The sequence below is a fragment of the Psychrobacter sp. NC44 genome, from assembly GCF_904846655.1.
Lineage (GTDB): Bacteria > Pseudomonadota > Gammaproteobacteria > Pseudomonadales > Moraxellaceae > Psychrobacter.
The window spans coordinates 76183-94977 of record NZ_CAJHBN010000001.1; the positions used below are offsets into that span (position 1 = coordinate 76183).

General features: G+C 42.2%; 14 protein-coding genes. 7 read left to right on the forward strand and 7 right to left on the reverse strand.

Annotation, left to right across the window (positions count from 1 at the left end; all coding sequences use genetic code 11):
* Positions 1 to 307 precede the first annotated feature (307 nt).
* The gene (locus JMX95_RS00300; RefSeq protein ID WP_201559756.1) at positions 308 to 1825 is read left to right on the forward strand and encodes an outer membrane protein transport protein; all 1518 of its coding nucleotides are present in this window, start codon (positions 308 to 310) and stop codon (positions 1823 to 1825) included.
* A gap of 764 nt (positions 1826 to 2589) precedes the next feature.
* Here the strand turns inward: JMX95_RS00300 and putP are convergent.
* Positions 2590 to 4089, reverse strand: coding sequence for a sodium/proline symporter PutP (gene putP, locus JMX95_RS00305; RefSeq protein WP_045446819.1), 1500 nt, complete (start codon positions 4087 to 4089; stop codon positions 2590 to 2592).
* 477 nt (positions 4090 to 4566) lie between these two features.
* Entirely contained in the window at positions 4567 to 5439 is an 873-nt protein-coding gene (locus JMX95_RS00310; RefSeq protein ID WP_045446822.1) for a LysR family transcriptional regulator, read from the reverse strand.
* A gap of 476 nt (positions 5440 to 5915) precedes the next feature.
* Between JMX95_RS00310 and leuC the strand changes: the two genes are divergently transcribed.
* The 6 genes from leuC to JMX95_RS00340 all read left to right on the forward strand — a co-directional run bounded on the left by leuC (position 5916) and on the right by JMX95_RS00340 (position 12486).
* The gene (gene leuC / locus JMX95_RS00315; protein ID WP_201559757.1) at positions 5916 to 7334 is read left to right on the forward strand and encodes a 3-isopropylmalate dehydratase large subunit; all 1419 of its coding nucleotides are present in this window, start codon (positions 5916 to 5918) and stop codon (positions 7332 to 7334) included.
* A 25-nt stretch (positions 7335 to 7359) separates the two neighbouring features.
* Entirely contained in the window at positions 7360 to 7824 is a 465-nt protein-coding gene (locus JMX95_RS00320) for a hypothetical protein (protein ID WP_201559758.1), read from the forward strand.
* A 47-nt stretch (positions 7825 to 7871) separates the two neighbouring features.
* Positions 7872 to 8522: a 3-isopropylmalate dehydratase small subunit gene (gene leuD, locus JMX95_RS00325; protein WP_201559759.1), complete on the forward strand. Its 651-nt coding sequence runs from the start codon at positions 7872 to 7874 to the stop codon at positions 8520 to 8522.
* A gap of 141 nt (positions 8523 to 8663) precedes the next feature.
* Positions 8664 to 9425 (forward strand): hypothetical protein, encoded by a 762-nt coding sequence (locus tag JMX95_RS00330; RefSeq protein WP_198329721.1) that lies wholly within the window; start codon positions 8664 to 8666, stop codon positions 9423 to 9425.
* Between the two features lie 310 nt (positions 9426 to 9735).
* A complete protein-coding gene (gene leuB, locus JMX95_RS00335; protein ID WP_055124339.1) occupies positions 9736 to 10839 on the forward strand; it encodes a 3-isopropylmalate dehydrogenase in 1104 nt (367 codons plus the stop codon).
* A gap of 450 nt (positions 10840 to 11289) precedes the next feature.
* On the forward strand, positions 11290 to 12486 hold the full coding sequence (locus tag JMX95_RS00340; RefSeq protein WP_198329720.1) for a L,D-transpeptidase family protein: 1197 nt from the start codon (positions 11290 to 11292) through the stop codon (positions 12484 to 12486).
* A 304-nt stretch (positions 12487 to 12790) separates the two neighbouring features.
* On the opposite strand, the gene infA is transcribed toward JMX95_RS00340, so the two are convergent.
* From infA to JMX95_RS00365, 5 genes are all read right to left on the reverse strand, one after another.
* Positions 12791 to 13012 (reverse strand): translation initiation factor IF-1, encoded by a 222-nt coding sequence (infA, locus tag JMX95_RS00345; protein ID WP_045446828.1) that lies wholly within the window; start codon positions 13010 to 13012, stop codon positions 12791 to 12793.
* Between the two features lie 121 nt (positions 13013 to 13133).
* Complete coding sequence (gene truA, locus JMX95_RS00350) at positions 13134 to 13973, reverse strand: tRNA pseudouridine(38-40) synthase TruA (RefSeq protein ID WP_198329719.1); 840 nt, start codon at positions 13971 to 13973, stop codon at positions 13134 to 13136.
* A gap of 73 nt (positions 13974 to 14046) precedes the next feature.
* Positions 14047 to 15132: an asparaginase gene (locus JMX95_RS00355; RefSeq protein ID WP_198329822.1), complete on the reverse strand. Its 1086-nt coding sequence runs from the start codon at positions 15130 to 15132 to the stop codon at positions 14047 to 14049.
* Between the two features lie 177 nt (positions 15133 to 15309).
* A complete protein-coding gene (locus tag JMX95_RS00360; RefSeq protein WP_198329718.1) occupies positions 15310 to 16938 on the reverse strand; it encodes a FimV/HubP family polar landmark protein in 1629 nt (542 codons plus the stop codon).
* Between the two features lie 51 nt (positions 16939 to 16989).
* Entirely contained in the window at positions 16990 to 18744 is a 1755-nt protein-coding gene (locus JMX95_RS00365; protein WP_201559760.1) for a FimV family protein, read from the reverse strand.
* Positions 18745 to 18795: the final 51 nt, after the last annotated feature.

Sequence of the window (18795 nt, forward strand, 5' to 3'; positions counted from 1 at the left end):
AAAGGATTAGAGTGTTTTAGAATTATTAAATTATAACAGATAAGTATCTGCCTGCTATCTCTAAAAAATACTGAGAGCAATTTAAAAAATATCAGAATGAAAAACTAGATATTAGTTTTGTACGTGTATCTTATTTGTACTGTCCAGTCATATTCGGGAAATAAAGCACTTTAATTGTTGTTTTAGTGTCAAAAAGGCATTAGTATTCATCTCAGGACACGACTTTTATAATCATAAAGTTATGCGCAGCAATGCTAAATATTGATTATTTAAGTAGTAAAACAACAAGGACGTTTGGAGATACACAATGCGCAATACTTTTCATTTAAAAACCCTTGCAGTAGCAATTGCCGCTTTTTCTGTAGCTAGCGTAACCAATGCTGCTGGTCTTGACCGTTCAGGTCAGGATGTCACAGCCTTCCTCCAAGATGGCACCTATGCTGAAGCTGTTTACACCTATATCGATGCTGATGTTAGTGGTTATGATAATGGCCGTGTCGCTACCGATGATGCAGGTTATGTTCAAGGCAATAAGACTGGCGATATCGCTGAGTATTACGATTTCTTCCGTTATGGCGTAAAAGCGGATGTCAACGATACGTTTAGTGTCGGTATTTTATATGATGAGCCATTTGGTGCAGCAGCAGCTTACACTGGAGATAGTAACTTTACAGGTGCTCCAACTGCAGCAATAGATGGGCTTATCGCCTCACAACTAAACGGAAAAGTTCCTGGGCAAACAATTACTAGCGCTGAAGGTCTCGATACATACGTTACAGGGGTTCAACAACAATTAGAGACGGGTAGAGAGCAAGTTAGACAAGCTGAAGCAGCCATTGCAGGAAACCCGGCTCTTGAACCAGTTTTACGTCCACAGATTGATGCCGGTAAAGCACAAGTTGCAGCCGGTGAAGCACAGCTAGCTCCTTTAGAAGGGTTAAATGGTTATGCTGCTGGTCAGCTTGCTAATAATGAAGGCACGAACGTTGAAGTACGTTCTGAAAGTATCACGGCTATTTTAGGTGCCAAATTTGGTGCTAATAAAGAGTTCCAAGTTTATGGCGGCCCCGTTGCTCAGCGGATTCAAGCTGATGTCAAATTGCGTGGCAGTGCATATGGACCTGCCACTGGTTATACCTCACATATTAGTCCAGATCAAGACTATGGTTATATAGTAGGTGCATCATATAGCAAACCTGAAATTGCTTTAAAGGCGGCGTTGACCTATCGTTCAGAGATTGATCATAGTATGAAGATCGCTGAAACGTATCCGTTAGCAGGTTTATTAGCGGGTAACCCAGCAGAAGCCAGCCAAACTACGGCCATGGAAATCACTACACCGCAGTCAGTAAACTTTGATTTTCAAACGGGTATTAACCCAACAACCTTAGCCACTGCCAAAGTACGCTGGGTACCATGGAGCGACTTTTCTATTGTACCGCCGTTATATAATCAAGTAAGTAAAAACAACCCTACCTATGGTCCTGATGGATTAGCACTCGTAGAATATGATGATGATCAATGGCAAGTAGAGCTTGGTCTTGCCAAGCGTGTTGCGCCAGCACTTGCAATTAGCGGTACCGTTGGTTGGGATAGTGGTGCTGGCAACCCTGTCACTTCGTTAGGTCCTATCGAAGGCTATTACAGCGCTGGTTTGGGTGCAAAGTATAACGTGACAGAAAACTGGGCAGTATCAGCGGGCGGCAAATACTTATGGTTTGGTGATGCAAAAGGTCAGTTACCGACTAAGCAGATAGTTGGTGATTTCCAAGACAATGATGGATATATCTTCGGTGTGAAGTTGTCTTACCAAGACACTAAATAATACGCATATTTAGCAGTATCAATACATAAAAAAAAGCGATCCATGATGGGTCGCTTTTTTATCGGTGTTCGAAATAGAAGTTGATATAAAAGAACATTAAATCAACGACTTTAAAGTGTGCATAAAGGTTTTTAGCAAAATAATAAATTTATTTGACAGTTTTTTTAGATGATGTCTAAGACGGCAGTGATTGGTTTCTTGCCCGCAATTAAACGATATTTGCTTCAAACATAAATCACAACATCATTGAGTTATTACGATCATAAGTATATTTCAGCTGAAATATACGCTTCTTGAAACACACTTAAATCCAAGACTCATTGACCTCTCAGCGCTAATAGTATGTCTTCTTATAGATGATCTTATATCCTGATGACTCTATGGTGCTCGGTATTGTGCCAGCGCTAATGGATATCATAACCGCCATATCTCTAACTCTTTAGCCTCGCTGAGGTAGTTCTGCTTATCCATTTATCTTTGATATTTGAGGTGAATTATAAATTTATTCAGTAGTATATCTTACACTAACAAGTTAGATGATTAATGACATAGCATAAGTGGCTACAAGCGTGATGATTGAGTGAAAAGTTAACACCTGAATTATGAAATGTTATAGCGCTATTAGTTAAGTATGAGATCTCTAATAGAAATAACCATAGCTTACTTATGTACAAATGTCCTAGGTATTATATTTAATAGTCATCAATAAAAAACCTCGCCAATGATGGCGAGGTTTTTTTATAGTGATAATTATATCGATAAGCTTATTTATTTAAATTGAGTTCCATTTCTTTAAATTTCGCAGTAACAGAGGCTTTTGGACCGCCTGTCATGATACTTACCGCAAAAATGGCGATTGTACTTAAGATAAAGCCCGGAACGATAGCATATAACCAGCTATTGAGTGCCATGCCATTCATCTGGAAAGGACCGTAAATCCATAGGATAACCGTCAATGCACCGACGACCATACCAGCAACTGCACCGTTACGGTTCATACCGCGCCAGATTAGGCTGAAAATAACCAACGGTCCAAATGCGGCACCAAACCCTGCCCAAGCGTTAGAAACCAAATTCAATACTGAGCTTTCTGGATTAGAAGCCAGTAAAATGGCAACAACGGCGACAATGATTACGGAAATGCGGCCGACCAATACTTGACGCGCCTCAGGTGCATCTTGATCAAAAAACAACTTATAGACATCTTTAGTCAATGAGCTTGATACCACCAATAGCTGTGATGAGATGGTACTCATAATCGCAGCTAAAATTGCAGCTAATAAGAAGCCTGAAACCAATGGATGGAATAAAAACTGCGTAAATACTAAAAAGATGGTTTCAGGATCATCTAAAGTCATCGCTGTCTTTTGCACATACGCACGACCAGCAAAACCTGTCATCAGTGCCCCGATAAGGCTGACAATCATCCAGCTCATACCGATATTACGGGCAGTAGGGACATCTTTGACTGAGCGAATGGCCATAAAACGTACAATGATGTGTGGCTGACCAAAATAGCCTAAACCCCATGCCATTAATGACACAATACCAAGGATACTCATACCATTAGTAATGTTAAGCAAGCTTGGATCGATATTTCTAACCGCTTGAGTAGTGGCTGAAATACCACCCAGATCAGTGAAAGCGACGACAGGAACAATGACCATCGCAAACAGCATGATGATACCCTGTACAAAGTCAGTCATCGAAACAGCTAAGAAACCACCGAATAACGTATAAGCAACGACAACGCCAGCGGTGACCCATAGACCAGTGCTATAAGAAAGATTGAGCGAGCTTTCGAAGAGTTTACCACCGCCTACTAGGCTTGCAGCAGTATAAACCGTGAAGAATAAAATGATAACCACGGCTGAGATAACACGCAGCATATGCGACTTATCTTCAAAGCGGTTGGCGAAATAATCGGGTAGAGTGATGGCATTGTCAGCCACTTCGGTATAAACGCGAAGGCGCGGTGCCACGATAAGGTAGTTTAAAAATGCACCAAGTGTCAAACCAAGTGCGATCCATATACTCACGACACCGTCAGCATACATATAGCCGGGCAAGCCAAGTAGTAACCAACCTGACATATCTGATGCACCTGCCGATAGTGCAGTGACTGCTGGACCTAAACTGCGTCCTCCTAACATATAGCCTTCAGTATCATTGGCTTGCTTAAAGTAAGCGTAAATGCCAATACCAATCATCACTAAAAAATAGGCGCCAAGTGATACCAGCACGCCACTAGAAACTCCGTTCATATAAATTGTCCTTAACCAACATGGTTGGCGGTAATTATTTTAACTATAAAGATTAAGTGTTATAAGACGATGTCCCAAACAATATCTAAAGACGAAAAAAGCCATTAAGTAGGACATAATGGCTTTTATTCAATATCTGCTGTTAGTTTTATATGATTGATGCTGTTCTAGGGCTAATACGAATTCGCAGTGCTTAGAGATCAATAAGAATGTCATATTACATCATATCGATTGCTCGCATTTGCGACTCATTTATCAGTATCGGCCACCTATATAACCAATCATTTAAAACCATTAAACCTACTGTTAACCATCATATATTACTCGAAGTGTTCAATATATGACTATCAGTGTTCTTATAGTAAATTTTTGTTATAAAAACAACGTCAAGCGTATTATAACGCATGAGGGTCGTAAATGCGAATAGCGTGCTTTTTATATCCCATAGCACGCTCTAATCCTCATTTAGCGAGAGTCTTATTCAATAGGTGCTAACAAGTCTAACAAAGCTGTAACGCTGCTAGATTGCGTCAATTTCGGATTGATAACCACACCCAAATAGCGCTGTAACTCTATATTGTCTGCCATATCGATACGTTCTAAATCTTGACTAATCATGGTTTGCGGTAATACAGACCATCCCAGACCAACAGAAACCAGCATGCGAATAGACTCAAGAGGATTGGTGCTCATCGTGGCATAGGGTTTCAGATTGTGCTTGGCGAATTCAGCCAAGGTAATTTGACTGGTAAAAGTATTGGCAGAGGGCAAGATAGCAGGGTAGCGCGCCAATTGCTCTAGTGTCACATTAGATTTGGTCGCTAAAGGCGATAGCGTACCTGTCATAAAGTAAAGAGGGTCTGACCATAGCGTATGATAGGTCAAGCGCTTATCATAAACGGGCGGCAGTGTTAAAAATGCTAATGATAAATCGCCATCGAGTACGGCTTTGTGCGCTTTTTCTGAATCAACAAAATGTACTTCTAGTTGTACGGCAGGATAAGCTTGGATAAAATGCTTAAGTACAGGCGCTAAATGGTGCAAGCCAATATGATGACTGGTACCGATCACTAATTTGCCAGATACGATATGCTGAGAGTGTTGCAGATTAATCTTAAAATTCTCATAATCTTCTAGCCAACGCTTGGCGTGCGGCAGCATTTCATTGGCTGCTTGGGTCGGTACAATGCCGCGTCCCACCGTATCAAACAAAGTAATGTTGAATTCATCTTCCAAATTTTTGATGCGTTTACTGACGGCAGGCTGTGTGATAAACAGTTTTTCTGCGGCACCTGAGATGCTGCCAGTGTGCATAACGGTAACGAATGTCGTCAAGTTTGTGGTGTTCAAACGGATGTCCTTAGCTACTTTGCGAGCTATAAATAAAAGTTGGCTGACCCAATCACAATGTATTAGAAATAAAAGTTTGCGTCTGGGCAAAAATCATCAATTATTATTATAGGATTAGCCTGCTATAATCACAAGACATCAAGGCGTATTGTGACATATTTATTCTATTAAATTGACTATTTGCAGCTCATCGCACGTTTTAAGTGCTGATAATGGTCATCAATGTAAAATCGCCAATATAAAAATATCGATTTTGATACAAGCGCTGCTGACGATGCCGCTGATGATAAAGTATCGCGACGTATAAAATTTTTACCATAGGCTATAGTCGAGTCAATTTAAAAGTAGTACAAGGCAACCGAGTGTAGATGTATATTAAATACTTCAAGCGAGGTTAACGCTGTAATAATTTTATAGTGGAATGACTATAAGCAAGTAAAAAAACCAGTAATTAGCAACCAATAAAGGATAGCAACATGGCAGGTCAAACGTTATATGACAAACTTTGGAATGCTCACGAAGTCACCAAGCGTGACGATGGTTCGAGCCTGATTTATATCGACCGCCATCTGTTGCATGAAGTGACCAGTCCGCAAGCATTTGAAGGCTTGGAGTTAGCCAATAGAGCACCGTGGCGCCTGTCGGCTAATATCGCCAGTCCTGACCATAACGTACCCACAGTCACTAAAGAGCGTTTAGAAGGCGTGCCTGGTATCAAGGACAAGGTATCACGCTTGCAGGTAGTGACATTGGATGAAAATTGCGCCAAATTTGATATCGCTGAGTTTACGATTAATGATGCTCGTCAAGGCATTTTACACGTCGTTGGCCCTGAGCAAGGTTTGGTGTTACCGGGTATGACGGTTGTTTGTGGTGATTCGCATACTGCTACTCATGGCGCGCTTGGCTGCTTAGCGCACGGTATCGGCACATCAGAGGTTGAGCATGTATTGGCAACGCAGTGCTTGATTCAGAAAAAATCAAAAAACATGCAAATTCGCGTCACTGGTAAGCTTGGTGCTGGCGTGACATCAAAAGACGTGGTACTTGCTATCATTGCCAAAATTGGCACGGCTGGCGGGACAGGGCATGCTATCGAATTTGCTGGGCAAGTATTTGAAGAGATGAGTATGGAAGGTCGCATGACCGTTTGTAACATGGCGATCGAAGCAGGTGCTCGCGTGGGTATGGTTGCAGTCGATGACACGACCATCGAGTACGTCAAAGGTCGTCCTTATGCGCCAACCTCTGAGCAATGGGCGCAAGCGGAATCTTACTGGCGTACCTTATATTCAGATGATGACGCGGTATTTGATACTGTTGTTGAGTTGGATGGTAGCCAAATAGCACCACAAGTCTCTTGGGGCACCTCTCCTGAAATGGTTGTCGATATCACTCAATCGGTACCAACACCTGATCAAGCCACTGATGAAGCACAAGAAGAAGGCTGGTTACGTGCTTATACCTATATGGGTTTAGACGCTGGGCAAAAGATTACCGATATCCAGCTTGATCGTATTTTTATTGGTTCATGTACCAATTCGCGTATTGAAGATTTGCGTGATGCCGCCGCAGTCATTAAAGGTCGTAAAGTCGCTGACAATATCAAAGAAGCCATCGTTGTGGCAGGTTCTGGGCAAGTGAAGTTGCAGGCTGAAGCAGAAGGCTTGGATGCCTTGTTTACTGAGGCTGGATTTGAGTGGCGTGAGCCGGGTTGTTCGATGTGTCTTGCCATGAATGCGGATAAGCTTGAGCCACAAGAGCATTGCGCTTCAACGTCTAACCGTAACTTTGAAGGCCGTCAGGGCAATGGTGGTCGTACCCATTTGGTCAGTCCAGCGATGGCCGCCGCCGCCGCATTGGCAGGTCACTTTGTCGATGTAAGAACGTTTTAACTTTGCATTTCTATAGAGCATAAAAATGAAAATGCTGTTTGTTTTATTTTGCTTATTGGGTAGCTCTCAGCTAGCGATGGCTCGTGATTACTGTAATGGAAGATTTGCCTATTGTGTCGATGTGCCAAATCAATTGATATGGTTGCCTGAGGCAGATAATGGTGATGGTCGTCATTTTAAGCTACCCAATTCTAATGCCACTATTTTGGTCTTTGGGAGTAATACACCAACTGTTTTCTTTTATACAGATAGTGATTATATAAAAGAGAAGCAGCATCGATATAAAACAGGCATGACAGTTACTTACGAGCTGTTAAAAGATAAAACCTATACAGCAAGCGGCTATAGAAAAGACGGTCAAGTTTTTTATCATGTTATTAAAGTTAAGGATGGTCAGGAAGCAGTATTACATCTGAATTATCCTGAAAGTGAAAAAACTAAAATGACAAGTATTGTTAAACAAATGGCACGCTCTTTTGAGATTCATTAGACCGTCAAAAAAATTTACGTTAGTAATCGATATTTTAAGGAAAAACCATGCAAGCTTATAACACTCAAACGGGTATCGTTTGCCCATTAGATCGCGCAAACGTCGATACCGATCAAATTATTGCCAAGCAGTTTTTAAAATCCATTAAACGCACGGGCTTTGGCGTCAATTTGTTTGATGATTGGCGTTATCTCGACGAAGGCTATCCGGGTCAAGACAATAGCACCCGCGTTATCAATCCAGATTTTGTGCTAAATAAGCCGCGTTATCAAGGCGCGACTATTTTGCTGGCACGCCGCAACTTTGGTTGTGGTTCTAGTCGTGAGCATGCGCCTTGGGCGTTGTCTGAATATGGTTTTCGTACGGTGATCGCGCCAAGCTTTGCAGATATTTTTTATAACAACTGCTTTAAAAATGGCATGCTGCCAATCGTCTTGGATGAAGCCATTGTTGATACCTTGATGAAAGCAACGCTTGCCAATGAAGGCTATGAGCTAACTGCAGATCTTGAACGCCAAGTCGTCGTCACTTCGACAGGTGAAGAATATGCATTTGACGTAGATGCTTTTCGTAAACATTGCTTGTTAAATGGCCTTGATGATATTGGTTTAACCTTGCAGCAAAGCGATGCCATTAAAGATTATGAGCATAAGATGATGCAAAAAACACCATGGATATTTAATGATGTACGAGCATAAATCATGAATCTGCAAGCCATTACTTATAAAACTGCTGAACAGTAATAATGTAGCGTTGAGTTATGGCGGTGAACTGGCTAAAATGAAGGGTAGTTTTTTTACGATATTTTATTATTTCTCTCATAAATAGTAGCCGCCATTATGAATAAAAAACGTTATGCTTTATGGACAAGTACGGTTGTTGCCGCAAGCTTATTGTTGTCAGGCTGTCAGCTATTGACTGGGTATCAGAAAATAGATGAGGCAGAAAACGCTAAAGCATGGGCAGGTAAGATTCAACCGATTGCGGGTGAAGTCAATATTGCCTGTATAGGAACCTATCATTGTGAAATTGCACGGATAGATAAGACACGAGTGATAGGGGCTGATACGCATGAGCCTATCAATCCTGCCATGCTGGTCGCGATGAAAGATATGAGTGCAAATGGCAGAAGTCATACCAGCAGTCATACCAGCAATAAGCATGCACAAACATCAATGCACGCAAACTTAGATATGACACCACTCGCTCATAAAAATGAGATTAAAATTGTACCATTGTCTGCTTCAGGCATGCCGGGTCTAACCAATTATTATGCGCGAGTAAAACCTGCAAAACGCGAAGTACAGGTGAATTTCTATCCAGAAAACAATCTGGGCTATGTTGAGCGTTTTACTTTAATTCACGATTTTATTGACGCTGATACTTATCAATTACGGGCTTATCAGAAAAAGTCTAACGATAATTCTGGCAGTTTATTAGACACCGCTTCACCACAGCCGCTATGTGTTGATCTGTATCAAGGCAACACTGTACAGCGCCGCTTTTGTAAAGAGCTGTCTGCTGAGCACCAAGGAGAGTTTGTAGAAACTCGTATCGTGAAAGCATTGCCTGCATCATCGAAAGTAAAAGCCAAAGCTTAAAGCCTATTTGATTTTCGAAAATAGCAACTAGACCACGGTTTTTTGTGCTATTGAAGGCACTAAAAATCGTTTTTAGGAAAATATCGTAAATTTGTAGTATTAGGGCGAGTCCTCAATTCAATTGATTATCCTCTAAATGAGTTGAAAATGGCTAAATTTTGCCAAACATCGTTAAATAGCTTATCAATATCTCGATATTATTTGCGCTACTTTCCTTGTTTGACGGTAATTTATCTCATTTTTATCACCATTTTTAAAATGAGGGCATGCCCTAACATAAATAAAAAACTACCTACCCACAAGGATTAGCATGGCAACGATTTTAACATTAGCGGGCGATGGTATCGGTCCCGAAATCATGACTCAAGCTATTGACGTACTGAATGCGGTCAATAAGAAATTTGCGTTAGATTTGACACTTGAATCTGGATTGATTGGCGGTGTGGCCATTGACGCAACGGGCGAGCCCTTGCCAGATGAGACGCTAGACCGTGCCCGTGCAGCAGATGCGGTATTGTTAGGAGCGGTCGGTGGTCCTAAATGGGATGGTATTGAACGCAGCAAGCGCCCTGAACGTGGTTTACTTAAAATACGTGGTGAGCTTGGTTTGTTCGCTAATCTACGTGTGGCAAAGCTTTACCCGCAGTTGGTCAATGCGTCTAGTATCAAACCTGAAATTATTTCAGGCTTGGATTTGCTTATCGTTCGTGAGTTAACGGGTGGTATCTATTTTGGTGAGCCACGTGGAATCCGCACACTAGAGAATGGTGAACAGCAAGGCTACAACACCATGGTCTATAGCACAAGCGAGATTCAGCGTATCGGCAAAGTTGCTTTTGAATTGGCAAAAACGCGTGCGCAAGCAGCAGGCACAGCAGCGAAAGTCTGCTCAGTGGACAAAGCAAACGTATTAGAAGTCACCGAGCTGTGGAAGCAAACGATGACCCAAATGCAGCAAGCAGATTATAGCGACGTGGCGTTATCGCACATGTATGCTGACAATGCTTGTATGCAATTGATCAAGAATCCTAAGCAGTTTGATGTCATGGTGACAGGCAATATGTTCGGTGATATCTTGTCTGATGAAGCTGCTATGCTCACTGGATCTATCGGTATGTTGCCATCAGCCAGTCTTGATGAAGCAGGCAAAGGCATGTATGAGCCGTGTCATGGTTCAGCACCTGATATTGCTGGGCAGGACAAAGCCAACCCATTGGCGACTATTTTATCGGTTGCGATGATGCTGCGTTATACCTTTAAGCAAGAAGCAGCGGCACAAGCGATTGAGCAAGCAGTGAGTGATGTGCTTGATGACGGTTTGCGTACGCTGGATATCTTGGACAGTAGTGAAGCTGGATTGAAGCAAGTAGGGTGCCAAGAGATGGGTCAAGCAGTATTGGCTAAATTACTCTAGTCCCACTATAGTGATATAGATTAAATTTTCCCCTGTTTTATTTCGATAGGGAAAAATTCTAACCTTTATCATTTATCGTCGTTCTAAACCCATAGTTTGCTCAGCAAATTATGGGTTTTTTTTATGTTCATTATTGATCGCTTTCTAGCGGTAACACACTAAACCAGATAGTTGTAAAAAAGTACTTGTTTTAACAGAGACACCGCAGGACAAGGGCTTTATTAACATAAAGCTGTTATATGCTCACAAGGTAATATGGCACTATTAACAGCTTACAAACCACTAGAATCTTAGACTTTCACGTTATCAGACTTTCACGTTAGAAGAGAGCTGATGAAAAAGTGTTTGAGTAAAGTTGGGTAGTAAGGCGTTAAAACTCAAAATAACAAGCCTTGATGACAACATAACAAAATAAAACTTATTATTTTTATAAAAAATTAGGAGCATGAGGTGTATCAATTAAAAAAAATCAGCACGGCAGTAGCGATGATTGGTTTTTCTACGGCAGTTTTCATGGGGCAAAGCGTTGCAGCACCACTGGATAGTGTAAATGCTAACAATCAAGCAACGACCAATAACTCTGACAACCAAGCACCGACCAATAACGATGAAGCCAGTATTAGCAAAAATAATGCTAATAAGGCGAATGCTGCTGAAGAGGTCAGCCCTGTGACCAATGGCGTTAGCCAAAAGCTAGCACGTGATAGCAAAACCGCAAATGCTTCGAACAAATTTTTACCTACTATTAAGTATACGACAGACAATTTATCAGTTGCTGCGCAAAAGGTGAATAAGGCCACTTGGAAAGAGGGGATGAGTATCGACCGTGTCATCGGTACTAAATTGCAAGCCTTATTAAATTGGCATCACAATGGTGTAGGCCCTGTTGATGGTTATTGGGGCAAAAATACTCGCAAGGCCATGCAAGCGTTTCAACAAGCAAATGGTTTGGCAGTCACTGACACGCTAAACAACGAAACATGGCAAGCGCTGACAAAGAATGAAAAACTCACGGTGCAGCCAGTGTTGGTCAGCTATCAGATAACTGATGCGGATGTTAATATTAAAATGACAGAAATACCAGCTGGTGCTGAAGCCAAATCCAAACTTGAGGGATTGTATTACGAGAGCATCACGGAAGGGCTAGCAGAAAAATTCCATATTAGTGAAAGCTATCTCAAAGCGTTAAACCCTAAGGCTAGCTTTACGGCGGGTGAAACCATCACAGTTTATAATCCTGGCAATCCAAATACCAAGCCTGTCAGTCGAGTCGTTGCTGATAAAGCCACTGAAACGCTATATGCCTATGATGATAAAGACAACTTAGTTGCCAGCTATCCGACCACAGTAGGTAGTACGGCAACACCGTCACCAACAGGGACGCATACGGTAGAGGTGAAGGTACATGAGCCTAATTATACTTATACTGCTAAAGACGGTAGCAAGTCTATTCTTCCACCTGGCCCTAATAATCCAGTGGGCTCGGTATGGATCGGGCTTAGTAAGCCTTCTTATGGTATTCATGGCTCACCAGATCCTGATCGTATCAGCCGTCAAGCTTCAGCGGGTTGTATACGCCTGACAAATTGGGATGCACTTGCTTTGCTAGGGGTGATCCAAAACGGTGCGACTGTCGAGTTTAAATAATGCCTCACTATTTCTTAATCATGCTACTTATTAATCATGATTTAAAAATTTGAAAGTAAGTCAACTCATAAAATTTAGACAAAAAAATACCGCTGAAATTTAGCGGTATTTTTTATGATAAAAACAAATAACTAAGACTGAATCACTAAAATATTGATAGGCAATAATGAGCAGGTTAGCATTTTCATTATTATTATCAGTTAAACCACCCAAGCGTCTATATCAGCTATCAGCGAAAAGAAGCCATTTAGCAACCAGCTGTATTTATATAAATGCTTTTATAACCATTTTAGTTTATAAGAAATTAGTTTTTGCCACGATAAGTAATACGACCTTTTGATAGGTCATAAGGTGTCATTTCGACCTTAACTTTATCACCTGTCAAGATACGGATATAATGCTTACGCATCTTACCTGAGATGTGAGCAATGATTTCGTGTCCGTTTTCTAAACGAACTCTAAACAGGGTATTCGGAAGGGTGTCAATGACTTCGCCTTCAAATTCAATAATATCGTCTTTTGCCATAGTTGGTATCAATCAATTAAAAATAAGCCCATATTATACGTAAGTTAGCGGATTAAAGCAATACAGCACTAGGTTTTTACTTGACAGCCTGTAATCGTTATGTATGCCAACTCCTATTTATTTAGTCAGGTAAATTTAGCCAAATGGGGGTTAAAGGAGCATTTGGCAGTCGTTGTTGAAAATGCTCAGGATAGTAAGCATTGATAAAATATAGACCATCACCAGAGGCAGTAGGCGGTGCGATAGTACGATCTTTTTTGGCTAAAATATCTAAAAAGGCTTCCGGCTGCAACTCGTGGCGACCGATGGCATACAAGGTGCCCATTAAGTTACGAACCATATGATGCAAAAATCCATCTGCTTGAATATCAAAAACGATAAACTGACCATGGGCAAAGAGTCTTGCGTGACTGACTGAGCGTACCGGTTGATTAGACTGGCAAGCAGCGGCGCGGTAGCTACTAAAATCGTGAGTACCGACGATCTCAGCCGCCGCCAGTTGCATCGCTGCTAAATCGAGCGGTTCATAGATGTGAGTGACTTGGTGATTCAAAATAGCAGGGCGCTGTGCTTGATTCAGCGTGATGTAGCGATAGCGACGGGCAATGGCACCAAAACGCGCATGAAAGTCGTCAGGCATTGGTTGAATCCAGCGCAGGGCGATATCATCAGGCAATAGACTGTTTACTCCGCGCAGCCAGTTATGAGTAGGACGATAGGCACGTGTCGTAAAGTGGGCAATCATATTACTGGCATGGACGCTTGCATCGGTACGACCAGCCGCGACGACTTCTACCGCCTCATTTGCGACTTTACCGATAGCGGTTTCTAACGCTTCTTGTACGCCTAATACTTCTCGTTGTCGCTGCCAGCCATGATAGCGCGTGCCCAAGAACTCAATTGCAATGGCTAATGTATAGGTTGTGGGCGTTTCAGCGTTGCTGCTGTTAATCTCGGACATGTTAATCTCGGACATGATTGGTATTGAATATTTTCGTATTGGCGCTTATAAAGTAAATATATTTAACGATAGTCTAACGTTTCTTAATAGTGGTGCCCGCCTGATTGACATTGTTCAACCAACGCTGTCTGCGCCGAGTGGGATTGTCATAACGCAGCAATAGCCATAATAATCGTGCATAGATAGCAGGAATCGTTAAGCGTCCGCCAGCAATCACATGATACTCATATTGCCAACTACCAGCCGCATAGCTGTCACTGACACCGCCAAATGGAGACTGGCTAGCGCATATCACCATGTGGCCATTTTTATAAGCAAGCTCTAGTGCCTCTGCTAGCGCTTGTGAATAAGGAACATTACCTGCGCCAAATCCTAATAGAATAATGCCACATGGCGGCTGTGATAATAACGCCTGTAGCTGGCTAGTCATTACCTCAGTGTCGTTTGGCAAGCAATATAAAGCATGAATGCGTGCTTGCTCAGCTCGAGATTCGATATGGTTAATCATTGCTTGCTGATCATCGAGCCAATGCTGGCGGCGGGTATCCGGTAATTTTTTGATATAACTATTGGCAGGATAGGAGGCTCTGGAGTGACCCGCAAATGCCATCAAATCATGGCTATGAATTTTTTGTACCGTTTGCGCAGGCCAAGACTCACCGCCAAAAGCAATCTTCACACCCGACTCACCAGCAGCAGCCAGTTTTAGTGAATCGCTGAGGTTATCCCATGCGTCGCTATGGTCATCGATATCATAGGAATGTATCACCTCGCTGTCTAACAGTGGGCGCATACTACCAGTGACGACTATACAAATATCACTGCCAGCAAACGCTTCTGCTAAAAACGCACCCAAATAACTCAAAGTATCTGTACCAGTGATGAGCACAAAACGCCTGTCGCCTTGTGCATAGGCTGCTAGCAAAAGCTGATAAAAATGTACAAAGTCGTTAGGGGTAAGTTGGCTACTGTCTTTAATTAAGGTGTTATCCAGCCATGAGATTTGAGGCAAGTGGTTAGCGTTATCTTGGTCAGTCAATAGCTTTTGTAAAGTCGGTAAGAATGCTTCTGCTGATAACGGTGCTAAGGGTCGTCCATAGCTACCAAAAGTACCGCCAGCATAAATGATTTTGACAGGATTGGATAATGTATTTGTCATAGCAGAAAATGGCATAGTATGAGCCGTAATAAAGAAGTATGTGATAAAAAAGAGAGTTTAAGGTTGGATGCTAATAGCGCTCAGTAATAATAAATAGTATAAAGGTTAAATGCAAAAAAAATCAGCAAGTATTCTTAGTGTTATAGAATACTTGCTGACCAAAGAACGATGGGGCTTTTACGCAGTACGATCTAGTAATACTTTTGCTTGGTTCTGTTGCTCACTAGTGCCCTGAATTAATACCTCATTCAATAAGCGTTTGGCACTGTCGTATTCACCCAATTGTAAATATTGGCCTGCCAAATCTAGCGTAACTTGGGTGCTATCTAATGATTTGACAAAGTCAAAGTCGGCTGCAAAGCGCGAGGAAAAGTCTTCTGCTGTTTCAGCAGCATCTTCGGCGGTAAGGGTAGACTCGTCCTCAATTGGAGCAACTGGGCTGAGTGCTGTTGAAGAGTGAGTATCGAATTCATTGTCTAATAAAGAGTTATCATCGAATAGCAACGGGGCTGTCGGTGTTACACTAGATTCTTCAGCAAGAGTATATTCTGAATCATTATTATCAAGCGCTTGTGCTTCGAGATTAATATTTTCAAAGCTTTCAGTCTCAAAGCTCTCAGTTTCGAAACGATCTTCTTCAATAATGAAGTTATCAGTATCACTATTCTCTTCAAGTACAGGCGCTTCGCTTTCTGTTAATGTTTCTATGTTGTTTGGCGCATCGAGACTGTCTAAAGACAAAGTGAAATCATTTTCTTCGTCATTCTGGACAGTGTTGATAGACAATGCTTCAGCAGTTTCGTCAACACCTTTATCGACATCAGTTGCTAGATCATCAAAGTCTAAAATGAACGCGTCATCTTCTAGCGTCATTTCATCGTTGATACTATCAGGGCGGTCTGGAATGACAGAATCCGTTGCCTGCGCATCAGTTTCTTCAGATGAATCAAAGCTGAAGTCAAAATCACTAAGATCACTAAGATCATTATCTTCTGCGGACACCGCGACATCATTATCAGTTCTGTCGATATTGGCAGTGTTCAGGCTTTCATCATCTGTCATCTCTAATGATGAAGTGACTGGCGCCGTATCAGTCGCCTCAGATGCGCTAATATTACTCTCTAAATCACTCAGCGTAAGATCAAAGTTATCTTCTACATTGTCGCTAGTAAGACTGGACTCATAAGATGTGTTTGTTACTGCCGAATTAGACATGCTGTCATCTATCAGCGTACTACGGTTGTCTTCAGAGGTTACTGGCTGATCAGATAGCGCGTTCTTACTATCGATTTGATTAATCGGTAAGTCAAAATCTATGCTTTCAAAATGGCTATTATCTTCTACGGGTGCCTCTTTTGCTGCGACTTGATTCTGCTCTTCTGAAAATAAAGTTTTTAACTCATCAGCTAGCGCAAGACTTTTTGGTTCGCTTTGCGTCTTGATGGCATCATAAACTTTGTTAAAGTTCTCTGGCTGATTAATAGTCGCGTATATACTGAGTAATTTAACAGACAATTGACCATCATTCGGTTTTTCGCTTAGGCCGCGACTGAGGGTTTCAATGGCTTTGTCATAACGCTGCTGATCCATGAAGCGCTGGGCAATCGTAATATGATCAAATTTATTGTCATCATCTTTGTGGCTTTGGGCAGGAGTTTTGTGATCCGTTTTTGGCATCGGAGCTGGCGTAGTGGTACTCATTCCCGGCTGCGCTGAGGGCTTTTGCGCTTTCTTTTTGTACAATAGTAAACCGGCTACTATTAGAATAAGTACCAATCCGGCGATGATATATAGCATATTGTCCATAGTTACTCCCACGCCTATGATCACAGCACACTGCGTTGATCAGTTAGGCAATTATTGATTGCGTAGTTTTTTGAGACGAGCTTGGAGCTCAGCCAGTTTTTGGTTTTGTAATTGAATTTTTCTTGTATAGCTATCAAGTGCATTGCTGGTTTTTGACAGTTGCTGAGCTTGAGCTGCCGTACTTTGTCTTGAGGCCTTGAGCGTAGCTAATATATCTGTGCTGAGACCATTACCTGTTGCCGCTGCTGATGTTGCTTGGGTGCCATCTGCGTTGCCATTACGACCAGGTGCGAGCACTGAAAATTGTGCTTTTGGCAGCGTTTGTGTTTTAGTAATCATGGGTTTTTTACGCTGTTTAGCGACTTGATTTGTTTCAGACGGTTTTTTAGAGGGTGCTTTTGCAGCCTTTTTTACCACAGGTGAGTTTGCTCTGCGGCTATATTGTCTTTGCGCTTTAATAGCCGCTTCTAGTTTTTGTTGTGATGGTACAACATCGTAACTGGGTAAGCTAAGCTTGGCATCCGCTTTGAGTTGACCCGCGTCTTTATTAATAAAGGCATCAGGGTTTTGTGTCTGAATCTGCTTCATTACTGTTTGAATGTCTAAGTCATTTTCTTGCGCAATTTGCTGTGCAATAACCCATAGACTGTCGTTGCGCTGTACTTGATATTGGGACGCAGTAGTAGTGCTGGCTGCCGTACTGATAGAGGCGTTGTTGGTGACACTAGATGGGACAGTGGCGACAGCTGTATTGCTGGTATCAAGACTGGCATTTGGTGTACTCGCTTTGTTTTCACTCGGCGTTGGCATAATAGGAGAAGCGGCCATCATGCCAGCTTCTGATTTGCTACTCGGCTGTATCTGGCGAGTGACTTGGATATTCAAAATAGCGAGCTGTTTATCAGTGACAGCTGTCGCTGATAGACTATTATCTATTGGCATGGTCTTGTTATTGACTAGGGCTGTATCATTCGCTACATTCTTAGCAGAATTGAGGTTGATATTGCTGTTACCTATTGTGGTAACGTTGCCATTTGCACTCAAGCGACCATTGTCTAATCGACTGGTTGGATTACGATCATTGTCGTTAGCGTTAAGAGTATTGTTAACGTTGTTTAAACGACCATTATCTAGCCGGCTAGGCGCATAAGCAAGATTGTTGCCTTGCGAGGTAGGAGTCTTTGTAGGTGCTTGGATATTAGGTGCTGGCAATTTAGACGCCACCAACTCGCTCGTTGACGAGTGAGTAGTCGCTAGCATGGGCGATAATGTTAATGGCGGCGGTGCACCTTCTCTAACGGTCAACGGTTTAGCCGTATTAGAGGACACACTGGGTAGATTCGGTTTTTTTGCGCCAGTAACGATATTTTTAGGCGTGTCAATGGGCAGACGGCTATTGAGCGGCATCAACAATGTCTTGGGAATGACGTTGCGTTGACCCTTATCATTTATGTTTAAAACCACATCAGCAAAAGGTGTGGATACAGGTTGTGAAGTAGTAATAAATACTTCACCGCTGGTCGCTGAGGTAGGTTTAAAACGTACGGTCATCGAATCAGTTTGGGCCAAGCCCATTTGCTGATAAATAGTAGAGTTTGCCAAACTTGCTGAAAAGTCAGCGGCTCGAATATCACTGACCACAATGCTCGCAGCTAGCGGCTCATGTTGGGCAGAGGTGACAACAGTCTTACCAATCGTTGCAGCTTGTGCACTCGATACGAGAGCCGCATAGCCTACGGAACAAAGTAGTGCCATCGAGACCGCGCGATGTACCGTAGTCAACCGATGAGATAAATGACAAGACATGTGCAGACCTTTAAGATATAAGTTATCTGTGCTGTTATAACAAAATACCAT